This is a genomic window from Azospirillum himalayense, assembly GCF_042657465.1.
GTDB lineage: Bacteria > Pseudomonadota > Alphaproteobacteria > Azospirillales > Azospirillaceae > Azospirillum > Azospirillum himalayense.
Genome location: NZ_JBHSLC010000109.1, coordinates 42,676 through 63,789 on the forward strand (window position 1 = coordinate 42,676; position 21,114 = coordinate 63,789).

General features: G+C 69.1%; 19 protein-coding genes. 8 read left to right on the forward strand and 11 right to left on the reverse strand.

Going from position 1 to position 21,114, the window contains the following annotated elements:
• Positions 1 to 36: 36 nt before the first annotated feature.
• The 7 genes from hydA (at position 37) to ACFPMG_RS28940 (ending at position 8,350) form a co-directional block, all read left to right on the forward strand.
• Positions 37 to 1,461 (forward strand): dihydropyrimidinase, encoded by a 1,425-nt coding sequence (hydA, locus tag ACFPMG_RS28910; RefSeq protein WP_376998659.1) that lies wholly within the window; start codon positions 37 to 39, stop codon positions 1,459 to 1,461.
• A gap of 113 nt (positions 1,462 to 1,574) precedes the next feature.
• The gene (locus tag ACFPMG_RS28915; protein WP_040137713.1) at positions 1,575 to 1,991 is read left to right on the forward strand and encodes a DUF3830 family protein; all 417 of its coding nucleotides are present in this window, start codon (positions 1,575 to 1,577) and stop codon (positions 1,989 to 1,991) included.
• Between the two features lie 217 nt (positions 1,992 to 2,208).
• Entirely contained in the window at positions 2,209 to 2,784 is a 576-nt protein-coding gene (locus tag ACFPMG_RS28920) for an RNA polymerase sigma factor (RefSeq protein ID WP_376998662.1), read from the forward strand.
• The gene (locus ACFPMG_RS28925; RefSeq protein WP_376998664.1) at positions 2,781 to 3,833 is read left to right on the forward strand and encodes a FecR family protein; all 1,053 of its coding nucleotides are present in this window, start codon (positions 2,781 to 2,783) and stop codon (positions 3,831 to 3,833) included. The genes ACFPMG_RS28920 and ACFPMG_RS28925 overlap by 4 nt, the downstream gene beginning before the upstream one ends.
• Before the next feature lie 187 nt (positions 3,834 to 4,020).
• The gene (locus ACFPMG_RS28930) at positions 4,021 to 6,510 is read left to right on the forward strand and encodes a TonB-dependent siderophore receptor (RefSeq protein ID WP_376998666.1); all 2,490 of its coding nucleotides are present in this window, start codon (positions 4,021 to 4,023) and stop codon (positions 6,508 to 6,510) included.
• Positions 6,507 to 6,797 carry a hypothetical protein gene (locus tag ACFPMG_RS28935; RefSeq protein ID WP_376998668.1) on the forward strand — a complete coding sequence of 97 codons (291 nt, stop codon included), beginning with the start codon at positions 6,507 to 6,509 and terminating at the stop codon, positions 6,795 to 6,797. Before ACFPMG_RS28930 ends, ACFPMG_RS28935 begins: the two co-directional genes overlap by 4 nt.
• Positions 6,794 to 8,350 carry a PepSY-associated TM helix domain-containing protein gene (locus ACFPMG_RS28940; protein ID WP_376998670.1) on the forward strand — a complete coding sequence of 519 codons (1,557 nt, stop codon included), beginning with the start codon at positions 6,794 to 6,796 and terminating at the stop codon, positions 8,348 to 8,350. The genes ACFPMG_RS28935 and ACFPMG_RS28940 overlap by 4 nt, the downstream gene beginning before the upstream one ends.
• A gap of 96 nt (positions 8,351 to 8,446) precedes the next feature.
• Here ACFPMG_RS28940 and ACFPMG_RS28945 read toward each other — a convergent pair whose 3' ends face one another.
• The 6 genes from ACFPMG_RS28945 to ACFPMG_RS28970 form a co-directional block, all read right to left on the reverse strand.
• Complete coding sequence (locus ACFPMG_RS28945) at positions 8,447 to 9,325, reverse strand: TauD/TfdA dioxygenase family protein (protein WP_376998672.1); 879 nt, start codon at positions 9,323 to 9,325, stop codon at positions 8,447 to 8,449.
• A 10-nt stretch (positions 9,326 to 9,335) separates the two neighbouring features.
• Positions 9,336 to 10,379, reverse strand: a complete 1,044-nt coding sequence (locus tag ACFPMG_RS28950) for an ABC transporter substrate-binding protein (protein ID WP_376998674.1) — start codon at positions 10,377 to 10,379, stop codon at positions 9,336 to 9,338.
• Positions 10,380 to 10,402: 23 nt separating this feature from the next.
• Positions 10,403 to 12,007: a rhodanese-like domain-containing protein gene (locus tag ACFPMG_RS28955; protein ID WP_376998676.1), complete on the reverse strand. Its 1,605-nt coding sequence runs from the start codon at positions 12,005 to 12,007 to the stop codon at positions 10,403 to 10,405.
• A 22-nt stretch (positions 12,008 to 12,029) separates the two neighbouring features.
• On the reverse strand, positions 12,030 to 12,647 hold the full coding sequence (locus tag ACFPMG_RS28960) for a cysteine dioxygenase family protein (RefSeq protein ID WP_376998678.1): 618 nt from the start codon (positions 12,645 to 12,647) through the stop codon (positions 12,030 to 12,032).
• Positions 12,648 to 12,695: 48 nt separating this feature from the next.
• Positions 12,696 to 12,899 carry a hypothetical protein gene (locus tag ACFPMG_RS28965; protein ID WP_376998680.1) on the reverse strand — a complete coding sequence of 68 codons (204 nt, stop codon included), beginning with the start codon at positions 12,897 to 12,899 and terminating at the stop codon, positions 12,696 to 12,698.
• Between the two features lie 528 nt (positions 12,900 to 13,427).
• Positions 13,428 to 14,411, reverse strand: a complete 984-nt coding sequence (locus ACFPMG_RS28970; protein ID WP_376998682.1) for an MBL fold metallo-hydrolase — start codon at positions 14,409 to 14,411, stop codon at positions 13,428 to 13,430.
• A 189-nt stretch (positions 14,412 to 14,600) separates the two neighbouring features.
• Here ACFPMG_RS28970 and ACFPMG_RS28975 point away from each other — a divergent pair, with 189 nt between their 5' ends.
• Positions 14,601 to 15,503 (forward strand): LysR family transcriptional regulator, encoded by a 903-nt coding sequence (locus ACFPMG_RS28975; protein ID WP_376998684.1) that lies wholly within the window; start codon positions 14,601 to 14,603, stop codon positions 15,501 to 15,503.
• Here ACFPMG_RS28975 and ACFPMG_RS28980 read toward each other — a convergent pair.
• The 5 genes from ACFPMG_RS28980 to ACFPMG_RS29000 form a co-directional block, all read right to left on the reverse strand.
• Positions 15,488 to 16,609 (reverse strand): hypothetical protein, encoded by a 1,122-nt coding sequence (locus ACFPMG_RS28980; RefSeq protein ID WP_376998686.1) that lies wholly within the window; start codon positions 16,607 to 16,609, stop codon positions 15,488 to 15,490. The genes ACFPMG_RS28975 and ACFPMG_RS28980 overlap by 16 nt on opposite strands.
• A 230-nt stretch (positions 16,610 to 16,839) precedes the next feature.
• The gene (locus tag ACFPMG_RS28985) at positions 16,840 to 19,020 is read right to left on the reverse strand and encodes a xanthine dehydrogenase family protein molybdopterin-binding subunit (RefSeq protein WP_376998688.1); all 2,181 of its coding nucleotides are present in this window, start codon (positions 19,018 to 19,020) and stop codon (positions 16,840 to 16,842) included.
• Positions 19,017 to 20,018: an FAD binding domain-containing protein gene (locus tag ACFPMG_RS28990; RefSeq protein WP_376998690.1), complete on the reverse strand. Its 1,002-nt coding sequence runs from the start codon at positions 20,016 to 20,018 to the stop codon at positions 19,017 to 19,019. Before ACFPMG_RS28990 ends, ACFPMG_RS28985 begins: the two co-directional genes overlap by 4 nt.
• Before the next feature lie 3 nt (positions 20,019 to 20,021).
• Entirely contained in the window at positions 20,022 to 20,654 is a 633-nt protein-coding gene (locus ACFPMG_RS28995; RefSeq protein ID WP_417281722.1) for a (2Fe-2S)-binding protein, read from the reverse strand.
• Between the two features lie 215 nt (positions 20,655 to 20,869).
• Complete coding sequence (locus ACFPMG_RS29000; protein ID WP_376998692.1) at positions 20,870 to 21,034, reverse strand: hypothetical protein; 165 nt, start codon at positions 21,032 to 21,034, stop codon at positions 20,870 to 20,872.
• Positions 21,035 to 21,114 lie beyond the last annotated feature (80 nt).

Genomic DNA, 21,114 nt, shown 5'->3' on the forward strand with positions numbered 1-21,114 from the left:
ACCAGCACCGCCTCTTAAAGGACCAAGGAGAGTTCTATGCCGCAGTTCGACACCGTGATCCGCCATGGCACGCTGGCCACCGCGTCCGACGTGTTCGCCGCCGACCTCGGCGTGATCGGCGGCCGCATCGCCGCCATCGGCATTGGGCTCGGGCCGGGCGCCCGCGAGATCGACGCGACCGGCAAGCTGGTGCTGCCCGGCGGCGTCGACGGCCATTGCCACCTCGACCAGCCGACCAGCGACGGCTCGCAGTCGGCCGACGATTTCGAGACGGGCACGCGCTCGGCGGCCTGCGGCGGCACCACGACGGTCATCCCCTTCGCCTGCCAGTTCAAGGGCCAGTCGCTGCGCGACGCGGTGACCGACTACCACCGGCGGGCCGATGGCAAGGCGGTGATCGACTACGCCTTCCACCTCATCGTCAGCGACCCGACCGACCAGCTCCTCGGCCATGACCTGCCGGCGCTGATCCATGACGGCTACACGTCGTTCAAGATCTACATGACCTACGACGACATGAAGCTGAACGACCGGCAGGTGCTGGAGCTGCTGAGCGTCGCCCGGCGCGACGGCGCCATGGCGATGATCCACGCCGAGAACGCCGACTTCATCGGCTGGCTGACCGACAAGCTGCTCGCCGCCGGCCACACCGCGCCACGCTACCACGCCGATTCCCGGCCGATGCTGGTGGAGCGCGAGGCGACCCACCGCGCCATCGCCATGGCCGAACTCGCCGACGTGCCGATCCTGATCGTCCATGTCTCGGGCCGCGAGGCGATCGAGCAGATCCACTGGGCGCAGGGCCGCGGCATGCGCATCTACGCCGAGACCTGCCCGCAATACCTGGTGCTGACCGAGCACGACCTGCACGGCCACGGGATGGAGGGGGCCAAGTGCATCTGCAGCCCGCCGCCGCGCGACAAGGCCAACCAGGCGGCGGTCTGGGACGCGCTGGCCGGCGGCACCTTCCACATCGTGTCGTCCGACCACGCCCCGTTCCGCTACCAGGACCCCAAGGGCAAGATGCTGCACGGCGCCAACACGCCCTTCAACTGGATTCCCAACGGCGTGCCGGGCATCGAGACGCGGCTGCCCATCCTGTTCTCGGAAGGCGTCAAGAAGGGCCGCATCAGCCTGCAGCGCTTCGTCGAGCTGTCCGCCACAAACCCGGCGAAGATGTACGGCCTGCACCCGCGCAAGGGCAGCCTCGCCATTGGCGCCGACGCCGACATCGTGATCTACGACCCGGACCGCAAGGTCACCATCACCAACAGCATGCTGCACCACAACGTCGACTACACCCCCTACGAGGGGCTGGAGGTGACCGGCTGGCCGGAAACCGTGCTGTCGCGTGGCGAGGTCGTGGTGGAGGGCGGCACCTGCGTGGCGCAGCCCGGCCGGGGCGCCTTCCTGCGCTGCGACACGCCGGATCTGGCGCGCCCGAAGGTGACGGCGGTCTGAGAAAGCACATTCCCCCCACAAAGCATTTTCCCCCAACCCTAACCCTCCCCCGCCGGGCCGGAGAGGGTTAGGGTGGGGCCTATAAGAACCCAGGACACGAGGACCACGACACCATGGACGCCCTGACCATCACCGCCGGCCCCTTCACCTTCGGCGCCCGCTTCGAGTCGGCGGCGGCGCCGAAGACCTGCGCCAAGTTCCGCAGCCTGCTGCCCTACGAGGGCCAGATCGTCCATGTCCGCTGGAGCGGCGAAGGCGTGTGGATTCCGCTGGGCGACACCGATTTCGGCCTCGGCTACGAGAACCACACCAGCCACCCGGCGCCGGGCCAGATCATCCTCTATCCGGGCGGCATCAGCGAGACCGAGATCCTGCTGGCCTACGGCGGCGTCCAGTTCTCCAGCAAGATGGGCCAGCTCGCCGGCAACCACTTCATCACCATCACCGAAGGGCTGGAGAATCTGGCCGAACTCGGCAAGCGCACCCTGTGGCAGGGCGCGCAGCCGATCCGCTTCGAGCTGGCCCGCTGACGCGCGGGGAACCGCCGTGCCCCGGTGCACGGCGGTTCCCCAGGCGGAACATATTATTGCGAATGATACGCATTCTAAGTATATTGCCGCCGTCATGCATCGGTCATGGCGCGGCCAAGCCGCTTTCCTGTGGAGCAACGGGGCGACGCCATGCCCGATCAGCATCGCATCCCCGAGCAGCACCGCGTGAAGGCGCCGGTTCCTCGTCCGGTGGTGCATGGCTGACACCGCCAAGCCGTCGCTCGACGCTCTGTTCATGGGACACCGGAGCACGCTGGTCCGCCTGCTGTCCCGCATGGTCGGCAGCGCCACCACCGCCGAGGATCTGGCGCACGAGGCCTATCTCAAGGTAAGGGCGGCGGAACGCGACCGGCCGGTGGACCATCCCCTGCCCTTCCTGTTCCAGACGGCGCGCAATCTGGCCTTCGATCATCTGCGGCGGGAGCGCCGGCTCGCCGGGGTGGTCGTGCAGGACACCACCGTCGAAGGCGTGGAGGAGGTTGCCGCCCCCCTGCCCTCTCCGGAAACCCAGGCCGGCGACCGCCAGCGGCTGGCCCGGATGAACGCCGCGCTGGCGACCCTGTCCGAGCGGCAGCGCCGCATTCTTCTGCTGAACCGGATGGAGGGGCTGTCCCACGCGCAGATCGCCGAGCGGCTCGACGTCTCGGTCAGCACCGTGCAGAAGGATCTGAAGGCCGCCCTGCTGGCCTGTCTGGAGGTGTTCGCCCGGCTCGACCGGGAAGGATTGCGGGTTTCCGCCGGCCCGAACGTCTTACACAGAGACAAACCGTGACGGCACCACCCGCAACACCCATTCCCGGCCCCATGCCTGACGACACCGACCCCTCCTTACCGCTGGAGCAGGCGCTCGACTGGTTCATCCGTCTGCAGGCGGAGGACGCGGGAGACGAGTGCCGTCGGGCCTGCGCCGACTGGTGCGCCGCCGATCCCCGCAACGCCCGCGCCTGGGCCCTGGCGCAGGACATGTGGGCCTCGCCCCTCCTCACCGAAGCGCTGACGGCAACAGCGATTTCGGCCACAACGGTTCCGGCCACAACGGTTCCTGACAGCCCGCCACGCAGCCAAGCGCCCGCCGTTCCGCTCCGGCAGCCACGCCGTTCCCGGCCGTTGGGTCGCCGGGCGATGGCGTGGGCGGCGGGACTCCTGGTGGCGGTCGGGCTGGGGCTGGCCGCCGACCTGCCGCTGCGCCTGCAGGCCGACCACCGCACCGCCACCGGCGTGCAGGAGCGTCTGCAACTCGCCGACGGATCGCGGGTGCTGATGGACACCGGGACGGCGCTTGCCACCGACGTCGAGGGGGGCGAGCGGCGGACCCGGCTGCTGCGCGGGGCCGCCTTCTTCGAGGTGACGCCCGACCCCGCCCGCCCCTTCCGGGTCGCGGCCGGTCCCGCCGTGGTGACCGTGGTCGGCACCGCCTTCGCCGTCCGTTACCTCGACGACCGGGTGACGGTGACGGTGCGCCACGGCACTGTCGACGTGGCGCGGTCCGGCGGTCCCGCCGTCCGTCTGCGCGCGGGCGAGGAGGTGGTGGTCACGGCGTCGGGCGTCGGCGCGGAGCACCCCGCCGACCTCTCCGCGGCGCTCGGCTGGGTCGATGGCCGGCTGGTCTTCGAGGACCGCCCCCTGGGCGAGGTTCTGGATGAGCTGGACCGCTATTATCCGGGGCTGATCCTGGTTCCCGACTCCCTCGCCGACCGCCGGATCACCGGCAATTACCGGTTGGACGATCCGGTGCGGACGGCGACGGCGCTGGCCGGGCTGGTGCGGGCCGAGACGCTGCGGGTGTCCGACGCCCTGCTGATCCTGCGCCCGCGCCCCTGATCCGACGGCTTCGATCCGCTGGCTGTTTCGGCCCGCGAAATGGCCCCCGAAAAAATTTCCGCTTTTCACGATCCCCAAACGTCAGGTCGGCACGGCTATCGGGAATGCGTCGCAATTGCAATGAGCGGCGCGCTCCGGCCGGTCGATACGTCGCGATCATGGGGAATGCGTTACGATGGGTGCGGGGATGATGGATCGGGGTGCGCGGGGGCGTCGGGGGACGGCCCTGCTGCGGGCGGCGCTGCTGTCGTCGGCGGTGGTCGGCATCGGTGTGGCGGCGGGGGGCTACGCCCTGGCGGCACCGGCGAAGACCGGCGGGCAGGTGGCCCAGGCTTCCGGGCCGATGGGCGGACAAACGGCGGGGCAGCGCTTCGACATCGCCCCGCAGGGGCTGGTCACCGCTCTCAACGCCTTCAGCTCGGCCAGCGGCTGGGAGGTCGGCTTCCCGGCCGAGGTGGCGCGCGGCCTGTCCTCGCCCGGCGTGTCGGGAACCATGAGCGCCGACGAGGCGCTGCGCCGCCTGCTGTCCGGCACCGGCGTGTCGTACCACATGACCGGCCCCGGCCGTGCCGTGCTGTCGCGGCCGCAGACCGGTGGGGTGGTGCTGGACCCGGTGACCGTCGAAGGCACGCGCGAGCGGGCGACCGGCCCGGTCATGGGCTACGCCGCCCGCCAGAGCGCCACCGCCACCAAGACCGACACGCCGATCCTGGAAACGCCGCAGTCGATCTCCGTCGTCACCCGCGACCAGATGGACGCCCAGGCGGTGCGGAGTCTGGCCGACGTCCTGAACTACACCTCCGGCGTCACCACCGCCCGCAACGGCGGCTCCTCCTCCTTCGGCGGCGACGGCATCTCGGTGCGCGGCTTCGGCGGCAACGGCACCACCGGCGTGTCCTTCAATGAGTATCTCGACGGGCTGCGGCTGAAGGGCAGCGGCTTCCTGACCTCCGGCATCGACCCGTACCTGTTCGAGCGGGTCGAGGTGCTGAAGGGCCCGGCCTCGGTGCTGTTCGGCCAGACCAGCCCCGGCGGTCTGGTCAACATGGTGACCAAGCAGCCCTCCCCCGACGCCCGGCATGAAATCCTGCTGCAGGCGGGCAACCAGGGCCGCAAGCAGGCCGCGCTGGACGTCGGCGGCGACGTGACCGGCGACGGCCGGCTCTCCTACCGCTTCGCCGGCGTCGCGCTGGACAGCGACACCCAGACCGACATCGCCGAGCGCCGCCGGCTGGCCGCCGCCCCGACCGTGACCATCCGGCCGACCGACGACACCAGCCTGACCCTGATCGGCCTCTACCAGCGTGACAATTACGACGATTCGCCGCTGAACTACCTGCCGGCCCAGGGCACCGTGCTGCCCAACCCCAACGGCACGCTGCCGACCAAGCTCTTCACGGGCGATCCCAACTTCAACGACTGGGACCGCAAGACCATGAGCGTCGGCTATCGCTTCGAACATCGGTTCGACGAGCGCTGGACGGTGCGGCAGAACGCCCGGTACCTGCACAACGACCTCGACCTCAAGCAGGTCTACGCGTCCGGCCTGCTGCCCGATCTGCGCACCACGCGGCGCACCACCTTCTCGGCCCGCGAGCGCGCCTACGACCTGACCGTCGACAACCAAGTCCAGGTGACGGTCGACACCGGTCCGCTGCGCCACACCGTGCTGGCCGGCGTCGATCACCAGCGGCTGCGGAGCGACACGCTGCGCGGGCAGGCGGCGGCGCCGAACCTCGACCTGTTCAACCCGGTCTACGGGCTGCCGATCGCCACCCCGCCGATCTATCAGAGCACCGCCACCCGCATCACCCAAACCGGCGTCTACGCCCAGGACCAGATCAAGTGGGGGGGCCTCGCCGTTCTGCTGGGCGGGCGGAAGGACTGGGCCGAGACGGGGCAGCGGAACCGGCTGAACCAGGCACGGGCTTCGCAGCAGGACGATGCCTTCACCGGCCGCGTCGGGGCGCTCTACCTGTTCGACAACGGCCTGGCACCCTACGCCAGCTACTCGGAGTCCTTCGAGCCGACCGCCGGCAGCGATTTCTTCGGCAACCCGTTCGAGCCCACCACCGGCCAGCAGTACGAGGCCGGGCTGAAATACGAGCCGCCGGGGTCCGGCAGCCTCTTCACCCTGTCGGCCTTCACGATCACCCAGCAGAACGTCACAACCGCCGACCCGCTGCACACCAACTACAACATCCAGACCGGCGAGGTCCGCTCGCGCGGCTTCGAGGCGGAGGCGCGCGTCAGCCTCGCCGCCGGGCTGAACGCGGTGGCCAGCTACACCTTCCTCGACGCCGAGGTGACGAAGAGCAACGGCGCCGACCGCGGCAAGCGGCCGGTCGCCGTGCCGACCCATTCGGCGGCCGCCTGGGGCGACTACACGGTGCAGGACGGCCCGCTGGCGGGCCTGGGCGGCGGCGTCGGCCTGCGCTACGTCGGCTTCACCTACGGCGATCCGGCCAACAGCTTCAAGGTGCCGTCCCACACGCTGGTCGACGCCGCGCTGCGCTACGACCTGTCCTATCTGAGCCCGCAGCTCCAGGGCGTTCAGGCGGCGATCAACGCCAACAACCTCTTCGACAAGGAGTATGTCGCGGCCTGCTCGCGGGCGACCAACTGCTACTACGGCCTGCGCCGCACCGTGATCGGCTCGCTGAAGTACTCCTGGTGACGCGAAAGACCGAGATCGCGCTGCGGGTCGTGACCGCCGTCGGCGGCGGCTACGCCCTGGCGGCGGGAACGGCGGCGGCGCTGTCCCTGGCGCTGCCGGCGGTGCAGGACCGGGCGGAGGCGGTGCTGACCGCCACCATGGCGGCGCTGCTGCCCTGCGTCCTGACCGTGGTGATGGTGTTCGCCGCGGCCAGCGCCCTGCGCGCCCTGGCCTGGACCGCCGGCCTGACGGCGGCGGTCTGGGCGGCGGTCTCACTGTTGAAAGGCATGACGGGGATCGGCTCATGAACGGCAGTTTCCGCCTGTCGATGACGTGGCTGCACAATTGGGGTGGGCTGGTGGTCGGCTGGCTGCTGTTCTGCGTCTTCCTGACCGGAACCACAGCCTACGCCCGCTTCGAGATCACCCGCTGGATGCAACCCGAGCGGGTCGAGGCCACCAACAGCCCCGACGCGGCGGCGGCGGCGATCGCCTCCCTGTCGCGCGAGGCGCCGCAGGCCCGCCGCTGGCTGATCACCATGCCCGACGAGCGCAGGACCGCGACCCAGGTCTACGTCTACAACCCGCCGGGGATACAGCCCGCCTTCCGCAAGCTGGCGCTGGAGCCGGCCGACGGCCGCCCGGTGCAGGCGCGGGCGACCTTCGGCGGCGATTTCCTCTATTACTTCCACTTCGACCTGCGCGTTCCCGGCCTGGTGGGACGCTATCTGATTGGCGCCGCCGGGGTGGCCCTGCTGGTGGCGCTGATCACCGGCTTCGTCATCCACCGGCGGGTCTTCTGGGACTTCTTCACCTTCCGCCCCAACCGCTCGCGCACGCGGCTGTGGATGGACGTGCACAACGCGCTGGGCATCATCGTGCTGCCCTACCACGCGCTGATCACCGTGACCGGGCTGGTGCCGCTGATGCTGCTCTACATGCCCTGGGGGCTGCAGGCGGCCTTCGGCGACCGGCCGGCCGAATTCAACACCGCGGTCTACGCCGAACCGGTGCCGCCGGCCGCCTCGGGACGGGCCGCCCCCCTCACCGCCATCGAACCGCTGCTGGCCGAGGCGGAGCGGCGCTGGGACGGCGGGCGGCCGGGGTGGATCGTCATCGACAACCCGGGCGACGCCGCCGCCACCATCCTTCTCAAGCGCACCGACTCCGACCGGGTGGTGATCACGCCGGAAGCCATCCTGTTCGACGGCACGACCGGTACGGTGCGCGAGGTCTGGGAGGGGACGGGCGGAGCCGCCGCGACGCGGGCCGGCGCCTACGGCCTGCACATGATGCGCTTCGCCGACACGCCGCTGCGGCTGGCGATGATCCTGTGCGGGCTGGCCGGCACCGCGATGATCGGCACCGGTCAGGTCTACTGGGTCATCAAGCGGCGCAAGCGCGAGGCGACCCCGTCCTTCGGGCTGCGTCTGGCCGACGGCGCCAATCTGGCGGTGATGGTCGGGCTGCCCATCGCCATCGCCGCCTATTTCTGGGCCAACCGGCTGCTGCCCGCCGGGATGGCCGGCCGGGAGACCTTGGAGGCCGTCGCCTTCTTCGCCGCGTGGTTTCTGGCGGCCCTGCACCCGGCGCTGCGCGGCGTCCAGAGGGCCTGGGGCGAGCAACTGGCGACAGCGGCGCTGCTGTGGACCGCTCTGCCGCTGATGAACGCCCTGACCAGCCAAGCCCATCTCGGGATGACGCTGTCCCGCGGGCTTTGGGGGGTGGCCGGCATCGACCTGACCGCCCTGGCGACGGGCGCCCTGTTCGGCCTGCTGGCCTGGCGCCGCGTGCGTGCAGGGGGGTGGCGGACTTCTCCTGGGCAGGGTCCCCTACGGGACGCCACGGCGCGCGTCAAGTGACACTCGGCACCACACCGATGTGACCGATGCGCCCGCGGCCGCGCCACCACCTCCGAACACCGACCGGACCATCGCGCTGACGCATGGTGAGGATGCTCACACCGCCTCCAGGCGCCGCGATCCGGCAGGAACGGCGATCTGGGTGCGGTGCATGCGGCGGCGCTGGTCCTCGGGAAAGGGATCGCGGCGGTGCATGGTCCAGCGGTTGTCCCACATCACGAGGTCGCCAACCCGCCAGCGATGATGCCAGGACAGCTCCGGACGCACCGCTGCCGCCCAGACCGCGTCGAGCAGCGCCTCGCTCTCCGCCAGCGGCAGGCCGGGGATGCAGGCGTGCGGGCGGCGCCCGAGAAGCAGCGCCTTGTGCCCGGTCACCGGATGGGCAATGACCAGCGGGTGCACCGTGCCCGGCGACGTGGCGAGGTCGGTCGGGGGTGCGAAGCCCTGCCGCAGATAGCCGCCGCTGTTGGTGGTGCTGTCGTGCTTGATCGAAAGCCCGTCGATCCGCCGCTTCAGATCTTCCGGCAGCGCGTCGTAGGCGGCGAACATGCTGATGAAGCCGGTGTCGCCGCCCTCCGCCGGCACCTCCAGCGCGTAGAGGCTGCTGGCGTAGGGCGGCGTCTCCAGATAGGTCATGTCGGCGTGCCAGACCGACTCCCCCGCCCCCAGCGCGCCGATGGGGCGGCCCTGCTCCGTGACGTTGGAGATGACGTAGACCTCCTCGAAGCCCGGCGCGTGCAACCGGCCATGCTCGGTGATCGGCGCCTTGTCGAGCGGCCCGAAATGGCCGGACACCCGGACGAGGTCGGCGTCGGACAGTGCCTGGTCCCGGAAGACCAGCACCAGATGACGGTCCAGTGCCGCGGCCAGCGCGGCGGCGGTGGCACCGACCAGCGGCTGCGACAGGTCGATCCCGCGGATCTCGGCCCCCAGCGCGGGGGAGACCGGATGGGCGGTGAAGGCGTGATGGGTCATGAGTTCGCCCTCAGCTTCCGGTGCGGTCGTGGATGTCGGCGAAGAACAGGTCGCGCCAGTCGGCGGGCCGGTTGCGGATCGAGCCGATGCGCGCCATGAAGTCGGTGAAGATGCCGATGCCGCGCGGGGCGAGGTCGTAGGACACCTCCGGGTGCGCGATCATCGCCGCGACCTCCTCCTCGCCCAGCTTGGATTTTTCGATGCGGATGTAGGCGCGGGCGGCCTCCCTGGGGTCGGCCTTGATGAGGACCACCGCGTCCTCCAGCGCCGCCAGCACCGCCTTGGTCAGCCGCGGGTTGGCCTCGTGGAAGGCGGCGGAGGTCCACAGCGCGCTGAAGGAGGCCGGCCCGCCCAGCACGTCGTAGCTGCTCAGCACCTTGTGGATCTTCGGGTCGCGGAGCTGCTGGTCCTGGAAGGGCGGGCTGGTGAAGTGGGCGGTGATCTCCGTCCGGCCGGACAGCAGGGCGGCGGTGCCGTCGGGATGGGCCAGCGACACGGTCAGCGGGTCCAGCCGCGCGTGCTGGCCGGGGCCGAAGACCTGCTCGGCGGCGATCTGGAGAACGATCGCCTGATAGGAGGCGCGGACCGACGGCACGACGATGCGGTCTTTCTCGGTGAAGTCCGTCAGGCCCTTCACCTCGGGGCGGTTGGTGTTGAGGTAGGCCGGCTGGGCGTTCAGCGCGGCCAGCCCGCGCAGGTTGGCGTTCCCCTTCGTTTTGTCCCAGGCGATGATGAACGCCGGCACGCCCGCCGCCCCGAAATCGGCGTTGCCGGACAGGGTGGCCTCGGTGATCGTCGTCGGGTTGCCGAGCGGGGTGTAGCTGGCCGTCACCGCGCCCAGCCCGGCGGCGCGGGCGTGCTTCTCCACCAGCCCCTTGTCCTCCATGACGTAGAGCGGCAGGTAGCCGAGGCCGAGGTTGCGGGCAAAGCGGACCTGCGTCGCCTCGGCCTGCGCGGGGGCCGGCGTCAGGCCGGCGAAGCCGGCGGCGAGCAGCAGCGCGGAGCCGAGCAGCGCCCGGCGGCCCAGCGTGGAGAAGCGCGTGGAAATGGGCATGGCGTGTCCCGTTGCGGAGTTCGTCAGATGACGCGGAAATTGTGGGCGCCGTCGCGCTTGAGCTGGTCCACCAGCTCAAGCTCCCAGTCGATGTAGCCCTGCATGGCGGCGGCGCTGTTGTCGGTGCCCTCGTAGGGGCGCTTGTAGACGTCGTCCGGCTCCGGCCCCAGGCGCTCCAGCCCGGTGCTGAGCGGCAGCCCGGCCGCCACCCAGCCCTTCGTGCCGCCCTCCAACAGCAGCGGGACCGCTCCCGCCGGGAAATCGGCGGCGGCGTAGCGGGTCAGCGTGCCGTCCCAGCAGGTCAGCACCGGGCGCACGCCCTTCGGCAGGCGGGCGATGGTGCCGCCCAGACACGCGCGGGTCGAGAAATACGCTCCCGGAATGTGGCCGGCGCGGTAGCGCGGGCTGCGGGTGATGTCGATCACCGCCGCCTCGCCATTCTCCAGCAGGGCCAGCAGGTCGCGCGGCGCCACGGTGTCCGCCCCGGCTTCCGGGACGGGCGGCAGGCGGCGGCGGTCGGGGCCGCTCTCGCGGCCCAGAGACGCCGCATCGCCCTCCAGCACATGCACCTCCCAACCGAGCTGCGCCAGCCAGGAGGCGGTCATGTCGGCCCGCGGCCCGCCGCCGCCCGCCGGGTCGTCGGCCAGCACAATGCGGGCGCCGCGCACCGCGACATACTCGTCCGTCGCCTGGACGAGCTGCCCGCCCGCCGCGTGGCGGAAGCCCGGCAGATGGCCGGCCTCGTACTCCTCCGGCGTTCGCACGTCGAAGAGATGCAGGGTGCGGCGCTGGTCGCCGCGGAAGGCGTCCAGCGCCGCAGGGCCGATGCGCCCGACGCCGGCCCGGTCGGCCACCGCGCGGGCCGCCTTGCGGCCCTTGGCGTCGCCCTCCGGCGACACCGCCGGAAAGCGCCCGTCGCGCCCGCGGTCCAGCTCCAGCCCGGCCAGGGTCCAGCCGATGGTGCCGTTGCGCAGCGCCGCCACCCGGTTGGGGATGCCGGCGTTCACCAGCGACTGCGCGCCGATGATCGAGCGGGTGCGGCCGGCGCAGTTGACGATCACCAGCGTCTCCGGGTCGGGCGCAACGTCGTGGACGCGCTTGACCAGCTCGGCCCCCGGCACGCTGATGCCGCCGGGTATCGCCATGGTGCGGAACTCCTCGTAGCGGCGGGCGTCGAGGATCACCAGATCGGCCCCGGTGTCGACGAGCGTCTTCACCTCGTCGGCGGACAGCGACGGGGTGTGGCGGTGGTGTTCCACCCACTCGCCGAACGCCTTGCTTGGCACGTTGACGTCCCGATAGACCTCGAACCCGGCGGCGGTCCAGCCGGCCAGCCCGCCTTCCAGCAGCGTCACGTCGCGGTAGCCCAGCGCCTGGAGCCGCCGCGCCGCCGGCTCGGCATAGCCCTCGCCGTTGTCGTAGACGGTGATCGGCACGTCGCGCCGCGGCAGCAGATCGTAGGCCGGCAATTCCAACCGGCTGAGCGGCAGCGACACCGCGAACAGCGGGTGGGCCAGCGAATAGGGCCCCTCCTCCCGCGCGTCGAGAAGGGCGACCTCCCTGCGGTCGATCCAGTCGCGGCGGATCTCCGCCGGCATGCGGGTGGCGAGCGGTGCGGTGTCGGGCATGGTTGCTTTCCGGACCCTGCTGTTATGCGGCTTGCGGAACGGGCTTCGAGCGGTCCCACAGGTTGGGCAGGGCGCTGTTGGCGTAACCGGAGATGAAAGGCTTGCGCTCGCCGGTCAGCGGATCGAAGACCGAGCGCCGGATGGCGCCGATGTTGCCGCCATAGACATGGATGCTGATCGACGGCCGGTCGGCCAGCGCGTTGGAAATGGCGTGGACGTCGCCGATGCGCGGCGACACCGCCTCCACAGATCCGACCGGCAGCCGGTCAGCGGCGGTGGGAATGGGCGGGCCGTCCCGGAGTTCGTAGCGTTGGGAATGCTCCGCTCCGCGCAGCACGCCGACGAGGCCCCAGACGGTGTGGTCGTGGATCGGCGTGCGCTGCCCCGGCCCCCAGACGAAGCTGACGACCGAGAAGCGCTCATGGGGATCGCAATGCAGCAGATACTGCCGGTAATGGACCGGATCGGGCTGCGCGTAGGCGTCGGGCAGCCAATCGTCCAAGGCGACCAGCCCGGCCAGGAGACCGCGACCTGAGTCAAGAATGGCGGCCTCGTCGTCACCCCGCCGCTCCACCAGACGGGTGAAGTCGCCGATGAAACCACGCAGGCGGGACAGGTTGGGAAGGGTGGGATCGGTCATGGCATCCATCCAGAATGGTATGCGGTCAAGGCGGGGGGCGGCAGCGGATCAGGCCAGCGCGGCCACCAGCACCGGAAGGACGGCCAGGACGACGCCGGCCCCCAGGGCCAGCCGATGGCTGAGCGGTGCCCGGCCCATATGCGTCCGGTCCGGCATGCTGTCCGGCGAGTCCGAAGGCAGCGGCAAGGGCACCGCGCAGGACGGGCTGAGCGACGCGATCAGCATCCATTGGAAGTCTTCCGAAGCCGTCATGCCGGATCTCCTGTTCGAATGGGGAAGGCGGGGAGCCTCCACCCGGACCGTGGTTGCAGCAGAAACAACATTCCTGGTCAGTAGTATTATGTACTATTCCTATAGGAAAATAGGATTTATGCCCGACGTCAAGCGCGCGTTTCGACCCGAGCGCAGATTTTGAGGCATTTGGAATCGGTGGAGACGTCCTCATGCAGCCGTTCGAGACCGGCCGTTCGCCGGCCGCCTTTGCCCCCGACGAGAACGGCCTCTTCTCTCCTGCTGCAGGGCTGCCGTCGCGAGGTATCGAAGCACAGGTCATCCACGCCAGCAGCGTGCGTCGCGCGACCGTCGGCACGCCAAGGCGGATCGGCTCGATACGGCGCTGCTCATGCGCGCCCTTTTGGAATGGCTGTGCGGAACGCCTTGGACAGCGCCGCCTTGAGTCCCTCATGGGCATCGGACATGGGCATCGGAGGACCAGCCGCTCCCCACAGAACTCCCACACCAAGCCCAGGGACGTGACCACACCACGCTCGTATGGGGATCTCAAAACTGCCAGTTCGCGGGGATCCAGGCGTAGCCATCGTCGGTCTTGAGCATCCGGCCGAGGCCAGGGAATGGAAAATGGAAACCCAGCACCTGAATGCGGTCGGCGGCCGCCCGGTCGAAGATGCGCCGGCGCGAAGCGAGCGCGGTTTCCTTGTCGCGATCGGGCCCGGGACGCCAGGGATTGTCGATGTTGACGATCGGGTGGTAGGCGAGGTCGGCGGTCAGCAGCAGCTGGTCGTTTCCGGAGTGGACGAGGAACGTCGCCATGCCCGGCGTGTGGCCGGAGGCAACGATCGTCGTGAGGCCCGGCACGATCTCGGCGCCCGCTTCATAGAGTTCGACCTCGTTGCTGACCGGCTCCAGGCTGCTCTTGATCGCGGCGGCGAAGCGCAGGCGGAAATCCTGCGGAACGGGCATGTAGGACAGATCCGGATCGTTGCGGACGAAGAAATCCCAGTCCGCCCTCGGCACGAAGACGGTGGCCCTGGGGAACGCCCTACCACCGCTCGCGGTCCTGAGATTGCCGACATGGTCGGGATGGGTGTGCGAGATCACGATGGCGTCGATGTCCGCGGGACCGAGCCCGATCGCCGCGAGGTTCTGGAATATCCGTCCGCCGTTCGGCCCCATCGTCGCGCCCGCGCCGGCCTCGACGAGGATGCGCCGTCCGCCGGTTTCGATCAGAAGGGTGTTCAGGTTCAGAGTCATGTGGTCCGTCGGCAGGAAAGCGCGCCGCAGCACCTCCTGAAGCTCCGCTTCTGGCGCATCGCTCGCGTAGACGCGGGGCGGACCGCCAATCACGCCGTCGCTCAACACCACAGCACTGATGTCGCCGACCCGGAAACGGTAGTGGCCGGCGTTGCCGGTCGCGGGCGTCGTCTGCGCAGACGCGGCCCCACCATCGCCGGGAAGGAACAGGGTCGATGCGCCGACGGCCGCGGACAGCATGATCCTGCGTCGGTTCACAGTGGGGGGATTCATCGGCGTTTCCTTCCGAGTGGGGCGCCCGCGCGCCGCATCCAGCCACGGAACTGGGAGTGACCGGTGACGGACGGCGATCCGGGCGCGACGATCAACCGCAGATCGACCATGACACGGCAAGATTGCGCTGATAAGCTCGGCAAATGTGATCGGCTTGATTAGGCCTGCTTCGCAATGAATCCGATTCGCTTGGACAGCTTCGATGTGTTCGCCGCAATCGTGCGCTGTGGCGGCTTCCGCGCGGCAGCGCTTGAACGGGGCGTCTCGTCATCGGCCTTGAGCCAGACGATGAACGCCTTGGAGGAGGCTCTCGGCATCCGGCTGCTCAATCGGACGACGAGGAGCGTATCGCCCACGGAGGCCGGGCAACGCCTCCTCGATCGCTTGGCCCCGGCGTTGAGCGATATCCAGCTTGCGATTGCCGAGGTCGACGAGCTGAGGGACAGCCCATCGGGAACGCTGCGGATCAACGCGCCGGCGCCCGCCGTCGATCATCTCCTGTGTCCGCTGGTCTTCGACTTCATGGACGCCTATCCCGAAGTGAAGATCGAGATCATCAGCGATGCCGCGGTGATCGACATCGTGGAGCAGGGATTCGATGCCGGCGTCCGGTTCGGCAAGCAATTGGCACAGGACATGATCGCGGTTCCGTTTGGGCCATCGCTCAGATACGCGATCGTTGCCTCACCGGACTACATCGCCCGGCACGGGCGGCCGGAGACACCGCATGCCCTTGTCTACCATGACTGCATTCGGCGGAGATTTCCCGGCGGCACCCTCGTCACATGGCGGTTTGCCCGTGGGAACGACGCGTTGGAGGTCACGCCCGCCGGGCGCCTGACGGTCAGCACGGTGCACAACGAGCTTCAGGCCGCCCTGGCCGGCCGGGGCATCGCCCACGTCCTGGATGACTACGCAAAGCCTCTCGTCAATGACGGTCGGCTGGTGGAGCTTTTCCCGGAGTGGAGCCCCACCTTGCCGCACTGGTATCTGTATTATCCCAACCGACGCCTTCCGAGTGCGGCCATGCGGGCGTTCCTCGATCACATGAAGGGCTACGACTGGCGGGCCGGGGATCAGGCCAGCTTCTGAACGACAGTCGCGATGCTGGAGCCCAGGTCCCCCAGCGTCTTGACCGTCGAGCCGTACTCATCCGCGTATTTCTTGAGGATCGTCTTCCAGTCGGCGTTTGGAATCGCGTCGTAGGTGGACGGGTCGAACGCCCGTCGCGCTCCGTCGATCATCGCGTCCAGACGCTTGAGGTCGGCGCGGGCTCCGTTCAGCAGGGGGGTGAGGCGGTCGATCAGATCCTTGTACTGCTTCACCTTCTTGACGAGAGCCAGGATGGAGGCATCCTCGGTGACGGCGATTCCATCGATCTTCTTCTGATTGAGGATCCGCTCCACGTCTTCGTATTTGGCCTCCGCCGCCCGAAGTTGCCGTTCCAGCTTGTTCACCGACTCCGCCATGAGGTAGCGCCGGCTCTCAGCCCGCTCGACCACCTTCATCGCCTCCTGCGCGCTGCTCCGGTGTTTCGCCACGGCGCTTTGCAAGGCGACCACCTCGTCCGCGCCGTCGTTGAAGCTGTCGTAGGCGGCCTTCCCTTCCTTGACCACGTCGAGCGTGATCTTGGCGCCCGCCACGACCAGCGGCAGCGCCGCGCCCCCGGTCAGCACCGTGGCCGTGATGGCGAGGGCCGTCGCCGTCAGAGCGAGGGCGATCTTTCCCACCGTCTTGGCGTAGACCTTCCACTTCATGTCTTCGAGCATCTTGCGCACGGCCGCGTCCAGGCCGGCGAAGGCCTTCTTCACGATCAGTTTCATGACCGTCGCGATGCCGCCGACGATTCCCCCGAAGCGGTCGGCGGCCCGCTGCTCCATGGTGTCGTTGATCGTGTTCAAAAACAAAAACAGGTTGCGGCCGTCGATCTCGTGCTTCGCGATCTTTTGATCCCACGCCTGAATTTGCTTCTTTATTTCGGCAACCGTCTTCTCTTCGGTCTTCATCAACTCCTGAATGGCCTCGCGCACATTCTTGTTGAAAAGATCGACCACCTTCTTCGGTATCGGCTTTCCCGACGGGTCCGTTTTCGGAGAGTCCCAGGAAAACTCGACATCCACCTTGTTGTTGTTTCCGGAAAATTCGAAATATTTGTATTTTCCGTACTCGTAGGAGAACTTTATCGACTGGTCCGCCATGCTGTCCATCCTTCCACCGCAAAATGCCGCAAGGCGTCGCCCAGTCGGGAAGACGACCATGCCACCATGGTGATGTTCCGATGAAAACTGCGGAAGAAGAATTGCCTCCAGTTGGGATCAAATATGTCCGCGACCCCAGCAATTTTGCACGGGATGATATCTCGGGGCATGGTTGATCCGCTGGCCGGCGGTCCACCGGGTGGATCGCCGGCCATGGACCGGAGCGGACCCTAGAGCAGGTCCTCGATCCGGATCGGCAGATGCCGGATTCGTTTGCCGGTCGCGTTGTGGACGGCGTTGACGATGGCCGCCGCCGCACCGACCATGGCCACCTCGCCGAGCCCTTTGACGCCCGACAGGTTGAGGCGGGTGTCCGGCTCGTCGATGAAGTCGACGTCGATGGCGCCGACGTCGGCGTTGACCGGCACGACATAGTCGGCAAGGTCGTTGTTGAGAACGCCGCCGAACCTGGGATCGCTTTCGCCGGCCTCGCGCAGGGCGGCGCCGATGCCCCAGACCACGCCGCCCCGGACCTGGCTTTCCGCCGTGCGGCGGTTCATCACCCGTCCGCAATCGGCGACGCTGACGACCCGCCGGACCCGCACGCGTCCCGTCGACGGCTCGACATGGACTTCGGCTAAATGCGCGATCCAGCTGAAGGCCAGGAAGTCGGGGTATTCGGGGCCGGTCGTCACCGGCATGCCCCGGCGCAGCTGCTCGATCGCCTGCCGGTCCTTGCCGAGCGGCACGGTATCGACCGTCACCTCCAGATAAGGACGCCGGGTCCGGGCAAGCTGGACAGGGACGGGCTCGTCCGACAGCGCCGCTCCGGTCAAACGGCTCAGTTCCTCGCGCAGCTTCAAGGCGGCGGCCCGCGCCGCCGGGGCCGCGCTTCCCGCGCCCCAGGAGCCCGCGGTGAGATGCTGGGGGGCGTGGCCGGTGTCGCCGATCCGTATATCGAGCTTGCCGGGGTCCACGCCGAGGACGTCGATCAGCTCGGCGGCGATGACGCTGCGAATCCCCTGCCCCATTTCGTGGCCGGACGTGGCGATCCGGCATTGGCCGCCGGCCGAGAGCCGCAGCGTGGTGACGGAGGGCGTCATCGCGGCCTTGTAGCTGCCGCAGGCGACGCCGAGGCCAATGCGGTCGCCGTTTTCGGCAACCAGGGCGCCCGGCCGGTTCGTCCATCGCTCCCAGCCGAACAGCGCGGCCCCACGCCTCAGGCAATCCGCAAGATGGCGGGACGAGAAGGGTTTGCCGGTGATCGGGTCACGCTGGGTGTCGTTGGCGAGGCGCAGCGCGACGGGGTCCATGCCGAGGGCCCCGGCGAGTTCGTCGAGCGCGCATTCGGTGGCGTGGCTGGCCGGATGCTCGTACGGGGCGCGCTGGTGGCCGGGGGTCTGGGTGTCGACCCGGACGATGCGCTCGCTTCCCCGCCACGCGCCATAACCGTACATGCGCGGCGGATTGGCGCCGTGATCGCTGCCGAAGCCGTCATACCGGCTGTTTTGCTGCACCGTTTCATAGATGCCGGCGAGCAGGCGGCCGTCACCATCCGCGGCGAGCCGGACACGATGCCGGCTTTGCGGGCGGTAGGACGCCGTGTGGAACAGCTGGCCCCGCGGCATGACGAGCTTGACCGGGCGGCGCAGGAGCAGGGCGGCGCTCGCCACCAGCACGCTCTGCTCCTGGACGCCGTTCTTCTGGCCGAACCCTCCGCCCGTGTAGGGGCTCACGCCGCGCAGCGCCTGCGGCTCCATCCCCATCATGCCGGCCAAGCCGCCGGCAAAGGCCGCGGCGGATTGCGTTCCCTCGTAAATCCGCAGCGTGCCGTCCTCGAACGCGGCGGTGGTCGAGATCAGCTCGATGGGATTGTGATGCTGCTGGGGATGCCGATACTCCACATCGACGATGTGGGCGGCGTTGGTGAAGGCGGCCTCGGCATCGCCGGACGCGAGCTGGCCGGCGGCGTCCGGCTCGGGGCTCGCGAGGGCGTCGTCCATCCGCGCGCTGAAGGGGTCCTCGGCGTAGCGCACCGTCACGGCCTCGGCGCCTTCGACCGCCGCCTCCAGCGTCTCGGCGACCACCAGGGCGACCGGTTCGCCCCGGTGGCGGACCTGCGGGGCGGTCATGGGCTGGTAGCCCTTTCCCGGCCGCCCGTAGGCGCCGCGGGCTGCGGGCGTCGTCCGGATCTGCGAAAAATCATCATGGGTGAAGACGCGCACGACGCCCGGAACCTGCAGGGCCGCCGCCGTGTCGATGGACAGGACCCGTCCCTTGGCGATCGTCGCGGGCACGGTCATCGCGTGAAGCAGCCCGGGAAAGGGCTGGTCGGCGGCGTACAGGGCGCGGCCGAGCACCTTCTCATGGGCGTCGATCCTGGGACGGTCCGCGTTGCGGTTCGGCGTCATCGGCTCTTGCTCCCGGCGTTGATGATGGCGTCGGCAAGGGTCCGCGCGCCGAGTTCGATCTTGAAGGCGTTGTGGCGGCCGGCCCGAGCCTCGGCGAACGCCGCCCTGGCGGCCTCCAGCGCCCGCTCGCGGTCGAGAGTTTCACCGCGCAGGAGAGCCTCGGCCGGACGCGCGCGCCAGGGCACGGTGGCCACCCCGCCGAGCGCCACATGCGCCTGCCGCACGCGATCGCCGTCCATCTCCAGCGCCACCGCGGCGGACACCAGCGCGAAGGCGTAGGATTCGCGGTCGCGCACCTTCAGATAGGTGGAATTCCGACCGGCGGCGGTCTTCGGCACCGAAATGCCGGTGACGATCTCCTCGCGACCGATGGTGAATTCGAGGTGAGGCGTCCGGCTGGGCGGCCGGTAGAGTTCGGAGATCGGGATCACCCGCGTTCCGTCGAGGCCCTGCAGCTCGACCGCGGCGTCCATCGCCATCAGCGCGACGGGCCAGTCCCCGGGCGACACGGCGTTGCACGCCGCGCTGGCCCCCAGCACGGCCTGGGACCGATCCATCCCGCCGATGGCGGCGCAGCCGGAGCCCGGTTCCCGCTTGTTGCACGGGTAGGTGCCGTTCGCGCCGTTCCGGAAATAGGGGCAGCGAGTCCGCTGCAGCAGATTGCCGCCGACGGTCGCCATGTTGCGCAGCTGCTGGGAGGCCGCCTTCGACAGGCTCTCCGCCAGCACCGGATAATCGTCACGCACGACCGGGTGCTCGGCGACGTCCGCCATCAGCGCAGCACCACCGAAGAACAGCCGGTCGCCGCCGGTGTCGATGCGGTTGGCGCCGTCGAGGTCGGCAATGTCGATCAGATGCGCCGGCTTCTCTATGCCGAGCTTCATCAGATCGTAGAGATTTGTGCCGCCGGCGATGTAGCGGGCGCTTTCGCCGGCCGCGACGAAGGCCTCGATCGCCTCACGGGCCGTTCGGACCTGAACGTAGGACAAGGGCTTCATGGCTCAGCTCCTCTCGATCTGGGGAGCGGCCTGTTCGATCGCCGCGACGATGCCGACATAGGCGCCGCAGCGGCAGATGTTTCCGCTCATGTATTCCTTGATCTGCTCCGGCGTCGACGCGTGCCCCTCCTTGACACAGGCGATCGCGGCCATGATCTGGCCGGGCGTGCAGTATCCGCATTGCAGGGCGTCGTGATCGATGAAGGCCTGCTGCATGGGATGAAGACCGTTCGCCCCGGCGATGCCTTCGATGGTGGTCACGTCACGGCCATCGGCTTTGGCGGCCATCGTCAGGCAGGAGGCGACCCGGCGGCCGTCCAGATGGACCGTGCAGGCGCCGCATTGCCCGTGATCGCAGCCCTTCTTCGCGCCGACGAGGCCCAGCCGCTCGCGCAGCAGGTCCAGCAGGGACGCCCGGGCATCGACGTCCAACGCCGCCGGGCGGCCGTTGACGCGGAAGGACAGGTGAAAGGACATGGGGACCGTCATGCCGTTCTCCGGTGGGGGTTGCGGACCGGCTTGCTGGGCGAACCCGGCGGCCGGCAGCATCGTGCCGGTCAACGAGACGATGGTTCCGGCCTCCAGAACCTGCCGGCGGGTGAGGTCGAAAGGTTGCCTGTCTTGCGGGTCCGGCATCGGAACTCCCTCAGTGATTGCACCATGTTGGCCGTCCGCCGCGGGCAGGACGGGCGCCTTGGGATTGCAGGTCATTGAGAGTGGTTCGCGATGGTCGGAAGAATAAGGCGTCTCATCCTGATCGGACTGATAAGCTGTTCTTTGCAATCGCGGCAGCTCTGTCGCGAACCCTTCCTATAAGCGCGAGATGATGGTGACTGGCATCGCCGCCGATCTTACGCGGCCTGGAGTTCGCGCTGCTGGCTGATGAACCGCACGGCCTCGGCGAGCACGCCGGGCCCGAGGTTGAAGCTGGACGCCTGGCTTTTGCGGAGCGCCTGCATCACCCCAAAGCCCTGGATCGTCGCGCAGGCCGTTTTCAGGGTCTTGAGACCTCGCACCGATCGGCCGAATCATCGCCAGCAGCGTGACCCGGGCGAATCGGCGACCGCCCCGGCACCTCGACGGCGCAATGGACGTT